This window comes from Pseudomonas sp. LM13, from assembly GCF_041381355.1.
GTDB classification, from domain to species: Bacteria; Pseudomonadota; Gammaproteobacteria; order Pseudomonadales; family Pseudomonadaceae; genus Stutzerimonas; species Stutzerimonas frequens.
In genome coordinates, this window is the sequence record NZ_JACBXH010000064.1 from 1 (window position 1) to 13241 (window position 13241).

Below are 13241 nucleotides of genomic sequence, written 5' to 3' on the forward strand. Positions count from 1 at the left end.
CTAAGCCTGCCGCATCAGGCTTGATCAGGCGAAGCTCATCCAGCTTGCTGCACCCGAGACCGAGTAACTGGTCAATCACCTCGTCATGGCGCAACAGCTCTTCGTAGGTGACAGGGGACTCCCCCAATAGTTTGGCAATGCTGGGAAACATCCTGACAGTGCTCTCCGTGTCCAGCTCCTCGGTAAGTATCACCTTCTGGTTGTCGAGCAGGACAATGCGAGGGGAACGGCACACACCATCAGCAATGGCCTCTTTCAATCCGTAGCGGTAGTCGCAGATCAGGTACCCCTCGGGCGTCGAGTAGCGGGCCAGGGCAATGGCCCGGTCGTCCGAACGCCATGGGGTGCCGGAGAGGGCCAAGGTGAAGGCTGCCCTGTCCTGTATCCGCTGAAGAATCTGTTGGCCCCAGGCGTTACTCAGAAGTACATCGTGGCCGGCGCAGTGGTGGATTTCGTCGAAAACCACGAACACACGGTAGTCATCGAGGAGTCGCCAGAACGTCTCATCTCGGTATTCCATGGCTTGATAGGTGAACGCCGCCCCAACTGCGCCGAGTTGGCCGTCCAAGCGTCTGCCGAGCACCGCAGCAAAGGACGAGCGAAAGCCCTCGACAACTTGGCAGGATGGTGCGAAGCAGAGCACCAGATCGATCCGGTCCTGCTCAAGCAGCCTGCTGGCCAGCTCTGCCGCCATACGCGTCTTACCGGCACCCGGCGTTGCCTGGCAGAAGAAGTGCGGCGTGGCAGTAAAGTGCTCCAGTGCCGCGTCGATGCAGCGGCGTTGCCAGTTTCGCAGCAGTGTGGTCATCGTGCGGAGGCAAGCGTCTTGAGTGTCTTCTCGATGGCGCGAAGATGGCCCAGCAGGCGCGAGCTTCGGTCTCTAGCTTCCAGGTACTCGCCTTCGACCTTATCCCGGAGATGCGGCATATCATCGAGGAGCAGCTTGTATCGCTCCGCCTCGCCCATCGATGCGAGGAAGTCCAGCCTGATTTCCTTGAGGAGCGCCTCCAGGTGCTGATCCGCATCGACTGATGGTTGCGGCACCGCCGAATTATCGAACGCTGACGGCTCCTGCTCTGGCTCACAAGCAGTCTTATGGCTGTTCTCGAACCCGTTGTCGATCAGCTCCAATTGCAGATGTGCCGGAATCGGCAGCAGGTGGTAGACCTGTCCCCGCGAACGGCGCTCTTCATCGAGCACAACCCAACCCATGCGCAGCATTCGGCGGATCTGCTCATACACATAGCGGCGCACATCACCGATACGGAAAGTCATGCCATCCAGGCGCTTGGCATAGGCATCACGCAGTTCACGCGTCGTGAACCTTGAACGCCCTTCCTCCTGAAGCAGCTCATACAGACGCCTGTCGAAGGTAAACGAGGCCGATTTCATTGAGGCACCAGAAGAGTTAACGCAGAGGAAATGCGGATTATAATCCGTGGCTCCTACGTCCGCAAACACACGATAGTGCCGCCTCAAGTGGAATTGAGACGGTCATGGATAAGTTGGCGAAGGCGTTAGGGGAACGCATCCGGACGCAGAGAAAGGCCTGTCGGATTTCTCAGGATGCTCTAGCGCTGGCCTGCAGTATGGACCGTAGCTATATGGGGCGAATCGAGCGTGGCGAAGTAAACATCACCGTCGAGAAGCTCTATCGCATTGCAAGCGAGCTCGCTTGCGATCCATCCTGCCTTCTGCCTCAGTTGTCAGAGCTGTAGCTCCGCATCTGATCGAGAGCGGTGTTCAAGAAGGCCTGACCAGATCCAGGCCAAATTTCGCTCTCAGATCAAAACCTGGTCTGCGGCTTTTTCGCATTACAGAAGCGCCTTCCTTTATCATCCCCCGGCATCGTGTAGTGGTTGATTTCCCGGTCACTGGCTCAGGGCGCTCAGATGTCGCTGCCGATGGCATTAGGCATGCGTCAACGCTTCTGAGCAGAGCTGAGTTGCCGATGCTGACGCCAGGCTGACAGAGCAGCATGTGCCGGCCGGGAGGTAGCCATTACCCAAAAATTTAGCGGCTAAAATCGCCGCATTCGCGCATCAGCGATGCTGGATAGTGGTAAACCATGAATGCAGTAGAAATTGAGTCCGCCATTTCGGACCTGGCCTTTGAGCCCTTTGACGCGGTGGAGTTTCCGTTCACCTTCCTGGCCGCATTCGGCAATAAGGAAACCGCTCTCAAGCGGCTGCGCGCCGGCAACAACAACGCCTCGGACGTACCTCGCGGCGTACTACTGCGCAACAACATTCATATCGCCACCTGCGAGCCCGGCAGCGTGGGCGATACGCTCAAGGCATTGCGTGCCAGCCCGGCCACCGCAAAAGCCAAGGCCAAATTCATCCTCGCTACCGACGGACAAACGCTGGAGGCCGAGGAGCTGATCACGGGTGAAACCATCACCTGCGGCTATCCAGACCTTCCCAACCATTTCGGCTTCCTGCTGCCGCTGGCCGGCATCTCCACCATCAAGGAGATCAAGGACAACCCCATCGACGTGCGCGCCACGAGCCGCTTGAACAAGCTGTACGTCGAGCTGCTGAATGAAAACCCAGACTGGGCCAAAGCCGAACGCCGCCATGACATGAACCACTTTATGGCGCGGCTGATTTTCTGCTTCTTTGCCGAAGACACCGACATCTTCACTGGCGATGGTCTGTTTACCAAGACGGTTGAGCAGTTCAGCGAACGCGACGGCTCCAACACCCACCAAGTGCTGTCGGAAATCTTCCGCGCCATGAACATCAAGCTGGCCGAGCGCGCCACCGCTCAGCCGCGCCTACCCAGTTGGGCCAACACCTTCCCTTATGTGAATGGCGGTTTGTTCTCCGGCAGTACCGAAGTGCCACGCTTCACGCGCATGGCGCGCACCTACCTGCTGCACGCTGGCAACCTCAACTGGCAAAAAATCAACCCAGACATCTTCGGCAGCATGATCCAGGCCGTAGCCGATGATGAAGAGCGTGGCGCACTCGGCATGCACTACACCAGCGTGCCCAACATTCTGAAAGTGTTGAACCCGCTCTTCCTGGATGACCTGCGTGCTCAACTAGACGCTGCGGGCGACAACAAAGCCAAGCTGCTGAACCTGCGCAAGCGCATGGCGCGCATCCGTGTGTTTGACCCTGCCTGCGGGTCCGGCAACTTCCTGGTTATCGCCTACAAGCAGATGCGCGAGATTGAAGCCGAGATCAATCGCCGCCGAGGCGAGGCCAACAATAAATCGGAAATCCCTCTGACCAATTTTCGCGGCATCGAACTGCGCGACTTTCCGGCAGAGATTGCCCGTCTGGCGCTAATCATTGCCGAATTTCAGTGCGATGTGCTGTATCGCGGCCAGCAGGATGCGCTGGCGGAGTTTCTGCCTCTGGATGCGCAGAACTGGATCGTTTGCGGCAATGCGCTGCGGCTGGACTGGCTGAGCATCTGCCCGCCAACGGGAACAGGCGTGAGAGTGCTCGCCGATGACTTATTTGGCACGCCTCTCAATCAGACAGAAATTGATTTCGAGAACGAAGGTGGGGAAACGTATATCTGCGGGAATCCGCCGTATCTTGGCTCACGGGATCAGAAGGACGAACAAAAGGCTGACTTGCAGACTCTTTTCGATAGGCGAATCCAGAACTGGAAGTCGCTCGATTATGTTGCCGGCTGGTTCATTAAGGCCGCTGATTACGGCACCAAAACCCGCTCTGCTGCGGCTTTCGTGTCCACCAACTCCATTTGCCAGGGTCTGCAAGTTCCAATCCTGTGGCCGGAGATATTTGCCAGTGGCCGCCAAATCGAATTTGCCCACACATCCTTTCGTTGGGCCAATCTTGCCAGCCACAATGCAGGTGTGACTGTAGTCATCATTGGCATCACAACGCAGCCACGCAATCCGAGGCGCTTGTTCTCTCTGGACGACTCGGGACAGACCATCGAACGCCAATGTGCGCATATCAATGCATATCTGGCGGTAGGTGATAGTGTCATTGTGGATAAGACTAGCCAGCCCCTGGGTACGCAGAGTGAGATGACTTTTGGAAATACTCCAATAGATGGCGGTCATTTGCTGCTCTCGCGGGACGAACGCGACGCCCTGCAACTCACACCTGCTCAGCAAGGCCAATTTATTCGCCGGATTTATGGCTCCGCTGAGTTCATTCGCGGCCTGGAGCGTTACTGTCTGTGGATCGAAGATCAGCACTTGGCTGAAGCACAAACGATCCATCCTATTGCTCAACGTCTTCGTGATGTGCGCAATATGCGACTCAACGGTGGGAAGACAGCAAGGGACATCGCTGAAAGACCACACCAATTCCAAAGAATGTACTTCGGCAAGCATTCAACGCTCATTGTCCCTAGCGTCTCCTCCGAAACTCGCGCGTATCTGCCCTGCGGTTATGCGCCTGCCGGGACTATCGTTTCCAATCTCGCCTTCGCCCTCTACGATGCTCCGCTCTGGAACATGGCCCTGATTGCTTCCCGCTTGCACTTAGTCTGGATCGGCACTGTCTGCGGAAAAATGAAAACTGACTTTCGCTACTCGAACACTCTTGGCTGGAACACCTTCCCAGTGCCGCTACTCACCGAGCAGAACAAGGCGGACCTGACGCGCTGCGCCGAGGACATTCTCCTGGCCCGCGAAGCCCACTTCCCCGCCACCATCGCCGATCTGTACGCCCCGGACGCCATGCCGGCCAACCTGCGCCGCGCCCACGAGCGCAACGATGAAGTGCTGGAGCGTATCTACATCGGTCGGCGTTTTAGAAACGATACCGAACGACTGGAAAAGCTGTTTGACCTCTACACCAAGATGACAGCAGATACATCGAAGGCCGCGCCGAAAAAGCCACGAGGGAAAAGGCATGAGCGATACCCTTGCTAACCTGACCACGCCCCCCGAAGGCTACGGCGAGTGGTTAGCTGATCTCAAAGGCCGCATCCACAATGCCCAGGCGACGGTACTCTCATGGAGGAAGAATCACAGTGACTAACACTACCAACCCGACCAACAGATACACGGTGCCGTCGGTATCCATTGCTACCGCGCACACTGGGGCATCCAGCAAGGCAAATGAGCTGGGCATGCGTACCATGCAGGAACGCGCCTATACCAAGCGCGGCGAACAGTATTTGCTGATTAAATCGCCACCGGCATCAGGTAAGTCCCGCGCCCTGATGTTTATCGCCCTGGACAAGCTCCATAACCAGGGACTGCAACAGGCTATCGTCGTAGTGCCGGAGCGCTCCATTGGCGGCAGCTTTGCCGATGAATCGCTGAGCCAACATGGCTTCTACTGGGACTGGCAAGTAGCCCCCCAGTGGAACCTGTGCAATGCACCAGGCATCGATGAACCGCGTGTGGCCAAGTCCAAGGTAGATGCAGTGCGCGCCTTCCTGACCAGCAGCGACAAGGTGCTGGTCTGCACCCATGCCACCTTCCGCTTTGCCGTGGAAGAGTTAGGCATCGACGCTTTCGACAACCGCCTGATTGCCATCGACGAGTTCCACCACGTTTCCGCCAATCCGGACAACAAACTGGGCAGCCAACTGAGCGCGTTTATCAACCGCGACAAGGTGCATCTGGTTGCCATGACCGGCTCCTACTTCCGTGGTGACAGCGAGGCCGTGCTGGCCCCGTCGGAAGAGAACAAATTTGAGACAGTCACCTACACCTACTACGAGCAGCTCAACGGCTACCGCTGGCTCAAGTCGCTGGATATTGGCTACTTCTTCTACACCGGCCGGTACGTGGATGCGGTCGCCAAGGTGCTGGACCCGGCACTGAAAACCATCGTCCACATTCCAAACGTAAATGCCCGCGAGAGCCTCAAGGACAAAGAGCGCGAGGTCAACGAGATCATGAGCGCGCTCGGCGATTGGCAGGGTGTAGACCCGACCACCGGCTTTCACCTGATCAAAGCCAAGGACGGCCGCACGCTGAAAGTGGCCGACCTGGTGGATGACAGCGACCCAGGCAAACGCTCCAAAGTGCTCGGCGCATTGAAAGACCCGGCGCAGAAAAACAACCGCGACAACGTCGATGTGATCATCGCTCTGGGCATGGCGAAGGAGGGCTTTGACTGGATCTGGTGCGAGCATGCGCTGACCATCGGCTACCGTTCGAGCCTGACCGAAATCGTGCAGATCATTGGCCGTGCCACCCGCGATGCAGAAGGTAAAGAGCGCTCACGCTTCACCAACCTGATCGCAGAGCCAATGGCTGATCAAGCAGCTGTAGCCGAAGCGGTAAACGATATGCTCAAGGCCATTTCTGCCAGCCTGCTGATGGAACAGGTGCTCGCCCCGCGCTATGAGTTCACCCCGAAAGATACCGGGCCGAAAGAAGGCTTCAATTATGGCCCGGAGGGGTATCAACCGGGCGGCACCAACCTGGGTGTGAATGAAACCACGGGCCAGTTCCATGTCGAGATTAACGGCCTGACCACGCCGCAAAGCACAGAAGCCACGCGCATCTGCAAAGAAGACTTGAACGAAGTAGTGACCAGCTTCCTGCAGGACAAAACCGTGCTGGAGCGCGGCCTGTTCGATAAGGAGAACACCCTGCCGGAAGAGCTGACTCAACTGCGCATGGGCAAGATCGTGCGCGAGCGGTACCCCGATTTGAGCGACGTCGACCAGGAAGCCATCCGCCAGCACGCCATCGCCGCCATGAACATTACCCAGCAGGCCAAGTTGGCTCTGGCGCAGGCAGATGCAAACGGTAGCGACAACGTGCAGGGCAGCACAGCACTGCTTGATGGCGTGCGCAAATTCGTTAACGTGCGCGAGCTGGACATTGACCTGATCGACCGCATCAACCCCTTCGATGCCGCCTATGCGGTACTGGCGAAGGCAATGGATGAAAAGTCTCTGCGCCAGGTTCAGGCCAGCATTGCCGCCAAGAAGGTGAGCATCCCCGAAGATGAGGCGCGAGAGCTGGCCAAGCGTGCCCTGCAGTTCAAGAACGAGCGCGGCCGCCTGCCCGACATCAACTCTGCCGATGCCTGGGAAAAACGCTTGGCTGAAGGCGTAGCAGCATTGGCACGCTACCGCGCCCAAGCCAAAGCGGCGCAGGGGGAATCCGCCAATGGCTGATATGAACGATGACGACCTGCTGGAGGCGCTGGGGGTAGAAGTCCCCACGCTCAAGACAGCCACTCGAACTCCTCGCGAAGAGCGCATCATCGCTGGTTTCGAGGACATTCAGCGCTTCTATCAGACCCACGGCCGCGCTCCGCTGCATGGCGAAGACCGCGACATTTTTGAGCGCTTGTATGCCGTGCGCCTGGATCAACTGCGCAAACTGCCAGAGGCACAAACCCTACTGGCCGGTCTGGATACTCACGGCCTACTGTCAGGTACTGCGGTCACCACGACTAATGTGGATGACCTGGATGAGGACGCCTTGCTCGCCGAGCTGGGCATCGGTAGTGAGTCCGTCGAGCAGGACGACATAACGGTACTGAGGCATGTGCGTTCCAGTGCGGCAATAAAAGCGGCTGAAGAGATGGCCGCTCGGAACCCCTGTAAAGACTTCGAGAATTTCAAGCCGCTGTTTGATGAAGTGGAAGTAGGCCTCAAGCAAAAGCGCTGGGTGACCAAGCCTTTTGGCAAGAACGCCAGCATTGAGGCTGGAGACTTCTTCATTCTGAGCGGGCTCATTGCCTACGTCGCCGAAGTCGGGGACACCTACAAAACGCCGAATGCGGAGACGAACGGGCGTTTGCGCGTCATCTACTCCAATGAGACGGAAAGTGATCTGTTGCTACGATCCCTACAGCGGGCGCTTTACAAGGACAGTGAGGGGCGTGCCGGATCTCGGCTGATCAAGGTCGACTCAGGCCCACTGTTCAGCGACATCGCCGAGCCGGACGACATAGAAAGCGGCACTATCTATGTGCTGCGCAGCCAGTCTAACCACCCCTTCGTGGCCGAGCACCGCGAGCTGATCCACAAGATCGGCGTAACCGGAGGCCGAGTGGAAACCCGCATCGCAGGCGCAGACAAAGACGCCACCTACCTGCTGGCTGATGTGGAGGTGGTCGCTACTTACAAGCTGCACAACCTGAACCGCACCCGGCTGGAAAACATCTTCCACCGCCTGTTCGGCGCGGCGCAGCTGGACTTGACCATCGAAGACCGCTTCGGCCATCCGGTCAAACCTAGGGAGTGGTTTCTGGTGCCGCTGCATGTGATTGATGAGGCGGTTGAGCGCATTCGAGATGGGTCGATTACCGGTTTTGCGTATGACCCGCAAACAGCTCGCCTAGTCAGCGAAGGGGCAATTAAAGCGTGATGGTCATATCCGGGAGAAAGCAAGTCTTCTCTCCTGGATGCCCCCTTGGATTGCACACCAAGCGTGTGCCCAATACGGCATAGTCGAGGAGGTGTACGAATGATTAGCCATTTTGTATCTCTTCAGGTCTTTTCTTGATCAAGGCATAGAGATCAAGGTTGGGAATGGCATTGGCGTTCAAAAGCATCCTCTCAATCATACGCAGTTGCTCTGCATTATTTCTTTTGAGAACCGCAACCTCAGCCTTCAAGTGCTCTATTTGCTCCACAAGCTTTACTTCAGAAGCAGTTATCTTTGTGAGCAGGGAAGGAGTTGCGCCACGAAGTTGAGCTTTTTTATTCTTATAATATGTATTGATACCGACATAAGTGCATAGGGTTTGTCTAGTTGTTTTTATGCCAAGCTCAAGCTCTACCTTAGCGACCAGCGCGTCCCAAGTCAGCTTACCTACCCACTTAGCTAACATAATCTCAATTTTACGCTGTTGCTGAGCTGATATTTTTGGTACTACCACATCACACCTCCCCTTCAGACAGACCGAAAGAGGATAAAAGAGAGCGCAACTCGGGATTAGCATCAGATGCTGTTCTGGCAGTCTTATCTTCAATAATACCCTTCAGGCGAGCCTCAAAATCCGGTAGGGCACACGCGACCTTTGTAATGATCTTGGTATTTAGATCGGTCAAACTGAACTCAGAATTTTTATTTGAGTAACGAATCATCGTTCCGACAGGCTTACTTTTCATCAAATCATTCAGCATGGATAGAATATGGGTATTTCGCGAGTGAATTAGATACCACTGCCTCATCGCCTGGGAGTTTGGTAAGCGTGGATCACACGCTACCGATTCTAATCTCAAAGTTTGAAACGATAAATCTTTCTCAAAAAACTCGATTGTCTTCACATCGCCTGCTATGTGACAAGTCTCCGGACACATGAAGCACTGCGAGACGAAATCGTTCAAATAATTGCAAGGCGTTACATTAAGATTTTGAGTACAAAGACCGGTGGAGGTGACAGATGCCGGCAGGTTGGTGGTTTGTGTAAGTTGATTTTGGGAAACGACTCGAATATCCCGCCTGTCGATATCTGGCGGATTCAATATCGCACTCACACGACTGGCTTTCTCGTCGTGAGTCGTATGAATATAAGTATGGGTTTGCTCGGGATTCTTTCTGCCAGACCAAGCAGTGATAATTTCAACTGGAATGCTACTTAAATCAGCAAGGGTGTTAGATAAGTGCCGCAGACTATGCGGTCGCAGAATTAATTCTGACGAAAATCCGTAATCCTGAAAAATCGATGTCGTGTAGCGCCCCTGGCCGACCAGTCGAGTAAGAACCGAGGCGCCTAGCGACGCTAATGGCACCACCGCATAGTTTGTCTTTTGAAAAACTTTCCCACCACTTCCGACACTCTCGGGCGCACCATAAAGCCAACTCCCCAAGAAGCAGAACATGGCATCCTTAAGCTTGATACTTGATTCTCCGCTTGAAAATGAGAGTGGAAATTCCGGCAAAATTGATGTCCTATAGAAAGCAATCCACCACTCCTGCACTTCTTCAACCGAAACGACAGACTTATCGGAAAAAACTTTTGGCATATTGGCGTACCCGAACAAGTGGGGTAATCCTGCTAAAGCTGCACTTCTTGTTTGCGACACGGACAACTGATCTTTAGGCCGCAATGAATAAATCGGTTTTTTTTCGAAAAAATGGCCTCTTTGACTTTTATAGGTGGAAGTCAGATCAACTCCTTCCTTAAGGATCGGAACGCAATCATTAGCCCCATAGAACCCTAATGCATAACCCAATGTGAAAAGATTGGGCCGCTGCGCTAAATTTAAATTCCTCTTTAGTTCTGGCGCTATCTCGAACCCACCAAGCAACGCTTTCAAGCTTTGGTCCGGGTTCTCGTAGAATCGACATAGAATTCTCGCTGGCTCGCATGCTTTGTAAAAGAAGTTCATGGCTTTCTTTATCGGATCAGCGAGCACCGCAAGTATGTGGTTCTTGTTGTTCCCGTAGCCTTTACTTCCAATCCAGTCGAGGTAATAAACTGGCTCTCCATTGCTTTCAGAGTAACAATGCAGTCTTTGTTTAGGAAGAACAGGTATTTCCGCAGAAGTTCGATTAGGCGACGCCAGCGACAGCGTTCCAAAAGTCACTACTAAGGCATCATGGATTTTTATCTCTTTACCAGGGCGCAGCGAGCCATGTTCATCCACATACTCAAATACAGTAGAGAAGATGTCGGCTAGCGCAAGCACTGCTTGGATATCTGGAAGTTTCTCCAGCGTATTGTCAAACGTGGCATGTCCCGTCCTGTCTCTGCTGTCGCTGCCCTTCAGGTTGACCTTTCGCATCACCCCCTTTTCAGCGCAGAACGCGAGAAACGGCCGCAAGCGGTCAGCTGAACGCGCCCCCAAATTAAGACTGGTGATTGTGCACTCTGATTGCTCATAGAGATCACCATCCATGAGTGACAACAATTTCCTAGCTACCGACGTCCGAATTTTTTTCTCGTTGACGGAAAGTGGTGTGTTCGTTGTTTCTATGATCCACACTTTTATCAGGTGGTCATAGGGGTAAGGAAGGGCGTATATGGGATGGTTGCCGGCGTTGCTTTTGCCCTTACGCCCATGTACACCACACAAGAATCTGGTTCGGCGGCCAGTATTGGGGTCCACGTGATACCAGACCAAATCATCAAACTCCGCCTTCTTGCCGCCATGTCCTTCAAATTGCGCTAGCTCGGCTTCGCGATATTCGTTGATGAGCCGCTCCAATCGGCCAAGGTATTTGTTAAGCATTGATTGTGCGCTGCCTTGCGAGTTCTTCATCGCAAACCATTATTGTCTGCTTCACCCAAACAATCTGTCTCTCCAGTTTTTCAATACTTCGGGCGTAAATAGGACTAACTAGGGAGTTGCGGTTTGCAGCAAGCTTGCCCTCTGCATCAGCCAATACCGACCTGTGATCAGCTTCTAGCATCGGACGAAAGTTTGGGCACCCATAACACCCCAATGGTCTCCCTAAAACAGTTGAACAGGTCGCGCAGGAATGCTTGTTGAGTGCCCCACCAACAGGGTTGAACTTATTGTCGACAATGACCTCATCGCCTTCCGGAACGACAGTTAAGGTATGGCTAAAAGCCTTCTTTAGAAACTCATTTCCGATATACTTTGTGTCAATCTCTCTCCTAGATACATAATCCAAATCTATGTAATGCCTTGCAGCCGGCACGGTGACACCTGTCATCTTGGCCAATTGAACGGCGGGCAGACCATTTTGAGCACCGCGAGTTAATACGGTGTGACGAATTCTATTGGAAGTAGCCATACATTCGACAGTTCGATCAGAGGCAACCGGAACCCATCTCATGGCGTGTGCAACTGCAGTCTCCGATATGTGGTAGGCAGTAGACTTTGGCGTAAACATGCTTTTGAACAAATCTAAAGAGTCAAATCGCACTTTAAAAAAATCAACCGCTGGAAACATAGGCATATCATTCATGAGGCTCAAGAGTTCAGATTGATCCACTTGAATCTCTGCTGAGTCCATCACTAGTCTGAGCCCTTCCAATACCACCCGTTTATAGTCTATAAGAACCCCTGAGATATATTCGGAAAGATGTATTGGATAGCGCTCGGGCCGCTCCCTTGAGAATTGTGCGCCCTTAGACTTAACTATGAACACTCTAAGCTGCAATGTTTGCCCCCCTACCGTGCCGATTTCGTCCACAGGAAGAATTCCCGCGTCGCGAAAACTCGCACCCGAGGGGATCAAATCAGACCATTTCAATAGCGCAATTTGAATTGGCCGCCTTACGATGGAGAGCAACAACTTGTTAGTGACTATATTTCTGAGCCGCGCATATAGCCTCGGCGACTGAAAAAACAAAAGATCCCGACTGGCGCCCCAGTCGAACTCTTGTATATTTTCATTGATCTGCCTGGCTAACGAGTCAAACTCAATATCGCTTAGTGCCCCAATGGAAGGATCAAGAGTATTGTCTTTACCCTTGTCCAAATGTGTCCGCGTATACTTGTGATATTCTTCATACCGTGTATTACCTTGCCTAGAGAGCGTCCCAAAGAACTGATTGAGCCCCTTCTTATTGTTTGTCTGCAGCCCACTCCATATAGATTTAACTCTGGCTAAGGACGGAATGCCATTCAACATAAATGGCTTTACATTGCAAACGATACCTGACGCCGTACTCGCAGCCTTGGTTCGTACGTAGTCCACAAATACACTCAGAATTAAGTTTTTATCATCATCTGGCATGTTAGACGAATGAACCCAGTCAACGCACAACCGTTTTCCTTTTCCATTATTCGGCAGTAATATCCATACATCCTCCGAGGTATTTACCATCAGGCCAGATTTGGCCGTAATCCATGAGCCTTCATTAGTCAGAGACTTAAAAACTTCCCGCCTCTTCTCGCGAGTCATTTTTGCGGATCCACTCTTTTTTGATGCGCCATTGATATCTCTCTCGTCTTCAGCGCAATTCGCTTTTCATTATATCGTCTGTTCTGAGTCGTATTTTGCGACCAGCCCATGGCATATTTTCTAGCATCCTCAAGCAAAGCCGGATTGACCCCAAGCGACTCCCCTTTCTTATCAAAAATTTCATTCCATTTGTGGCGCAACAAATGAGGATGGACATGAAAGCCCAGCGACCTAGAGAGCTTTTGAAATATTGCATTTATTGCCTTTAAAGAAAGAGGCTGACCCGCAGTGCCTTTAGAGTCATTTTCGCTGACAAACACGAAGTCATGGAATTGCGCACGAGGAAAGACAATACGAACGTTGTCAATATAGAACTTAACCTTCTCCAAAAAACCTGGATCAACCGAGGCGAAGTGTGCTTTTGTCTTTTGATTGGGTTTTTCAGAGCGCAGATCTGTTGGATCATTTGCAGATCGATAAATAGCTAGCTGATCGTTAG

The 13241-nt window shown here is 53.3% G+C and carries 10 protein-coding genes; 4 read left to right on the forward strand and 6 right to left on the reverse strand.

Annotated elements, in window-relative coordinates; all coding sequences use genetic code 11:
• Both HZR81_RS22355 and HZR81_RS22360 read right to left on the reverse strand, forming a co-directional pair.
• Nucleotides 1-808 (reverse strand): DEAD/DEAH box helicase (locus HZR81_RS22355; protein WP_500129295.1); only part of this gene is annotated, 808 nt, incomplete at its 3' end.
• Complete coding sequence (locus HZR81_RS22360) at nucleotides 805-1392, reverse strand: VspR family transcription factor (protein ID WP_041106962.1); 588 nt, start codon at nucleotides 1390-1392, stop codon at nucleotides 805-807. The genes HZR81_RS22360 and HZR81_RS22355, both read right to left, overlap by 4 nt.
• 104 nt (nucleotides 1393-1496) lie before the next feature.
• On the opposite strand from HZR81_RS22360, the gene HZR81_RS22365 reads away from it, so the two are divergent.
• The 4 genes from HZR81_RS22365 (at nucleotide 1497) to HZR81_RS22380 (ending at nucleotide 8284) form a co-directional block, all read left to right on the forward strand.
• Entirely contained in the window at nucleotides 1497-1718 is a 222-nt protein-coding gene (locus tag HZR81_RS22365; protein ID WP_041106964.1) for a helix-turn-helix domain-containing protein, read from the forward strand.
• A gap of 350 nt (nucleotides 1719-2068) precedes the next feature.
• Nucleotides 2069-4870, forward strand: a complete 2802-nt coding sequence (locus HZR81_RS22370) for a class I SAM-dependent DNA methyltransferase (protein ID WP_126189396.1) — start codon at nucleotides 2069-2071, stop codon at nucleotides 4868-4870.
• Between the two features lie 209 nt (nucleotides 4871-5079).
• Nucleotides 5080-7083 (forward strand): DEAD/DEAH box helicase, encoded by a 2004-nt coding sequence (locus HZR81_RS22375; protein WP_500129296.1) that lies wholly within the window; start codon nucleotides 5080-5082, stop codon nucleotides 7081-7083.
• Nucleotides 7076-8284 (forward strand): GIY-YIG nuclease family protein, encoded by a 1209-nt coding sequence (locus tag HZR81_RS22380; protein WP_023082699.1) that lies wholly within the window; start codon nucleotides 7076-7078, stop codon nucleotides 8282-8284. Before HZR81_RS22375 ends, HZR81_RS22380 begins: the two co-directional genes overlap by 8 nt.
• 103 nt (nucleotides 8285-8387) lie before the next feature.
• Here HZR81_RS22380 and HZR81_RS22385 read toward each other — a convergent pair whose 3' ends face one another.
• From HZR81_RS22385 to HZR81_RS22400, 4 genes are all read right to left on the reverse strand, one after another.
• Entirely contained in the window at nucleotides 8388-8798 is a 411-nt protein-coding gene (locus tag HZR81_RS22385) for a hypothetical protein (RefSeq protein ID WP_052649197.1), read from the reverse strand.
• 1 nt (nucleotide 8799) lies between these two features.
• Nucleotides 8800-11127 (reverse strand): hypothetical protein, encoded by a 2328-nt coding sequence (locus HZR81_RS22390; RefSeq protein WP_041106970.1) that lies wholly within the window; start codon nucleotides 11125-11127, stop codon nucleotides 8800-8802.
• Nucleotides 11090-12742 carry a hypothetical protein gene (locus HZR81_RS22395; protein ID WP_126189397.1) on the reverse strand — a complete coding sequence of 551 codons (1653 nt, stop codon included), beginning with the start codon at nucleotides 12740-12742 and terminating at the stop codon, nucleotides 11090-11092. The genes HZR81_RS22390 and HZR81_RS22395 overlap by 38 nt, the downstream gene beginning before the upstream one ends.
• Nucleotides 12739-13241: site-specific integrase (locus HZR81_RS22400; protein ID WP_500129297.1), on the reverse strand; the 503-nt coding region annotated here is incomplete at its 5' end. The genes HZR81_RS22395 and HZR81_RS22400, both read right to left, overlap by 4 nt.

What these genes read in the sequence shown, in the direction of transcription:
- HZR81_RS22360 (WP_041106962.1), bottom strand. Translation starts at nt 1,392, where the DNA reads ATGAAATCGGCCTCGTTTACCTTCGACAGGCGTCTGTATGAGCTGCTT.
- HZR81_RS22365 (WP_041106964.1), top strand. Translation starts at nt 1,497, where the DNA reads ATGGATAAGTTGGCGAAGGCGTTAGGGGAACGCATCCGGACGCAGAGA.
- HZR81_RS22370 (WP_126189396.1), top strand. Translation starts at nt 2,069, where the DNA reads ATGAATGCAGTAGAAATTGAGTCCGCCATTTCGGACCTGGCCTTTGAG.
- HZR81_RS22375 (WP_500129296.1), top strand. Translation starts at nt 5,080, where the DNA reads ATGCAGGAACGCGCCTATACCAAGCGCGGCGAACAGTATTTGCTGATT.
- HZR81_RS22380 (WP_023082699.1), top strand. Translation starts at nt 7,076, where the DNA reads ATGGCTGATATGAACGATGACGACCTGCTGGAGGCGCTGGGGGTAGAA.
- HZR81_RS22390 (WP_041106970.1), bottom strand. Translation starts at nt 11,127, where the DNA reads ATGAAGAACTCGCAAGGCAGCGCACAATCAATGCTTAACAAATACCTT.
- HZR81_RS22395 (WP_126189397.1), bottom strand. Translation starts at nt 12,742, where the DNA reads ATGACTCGCGAGAAGAGGCGGGAAGTTTTTAAGTCTCTGACTAATGAA.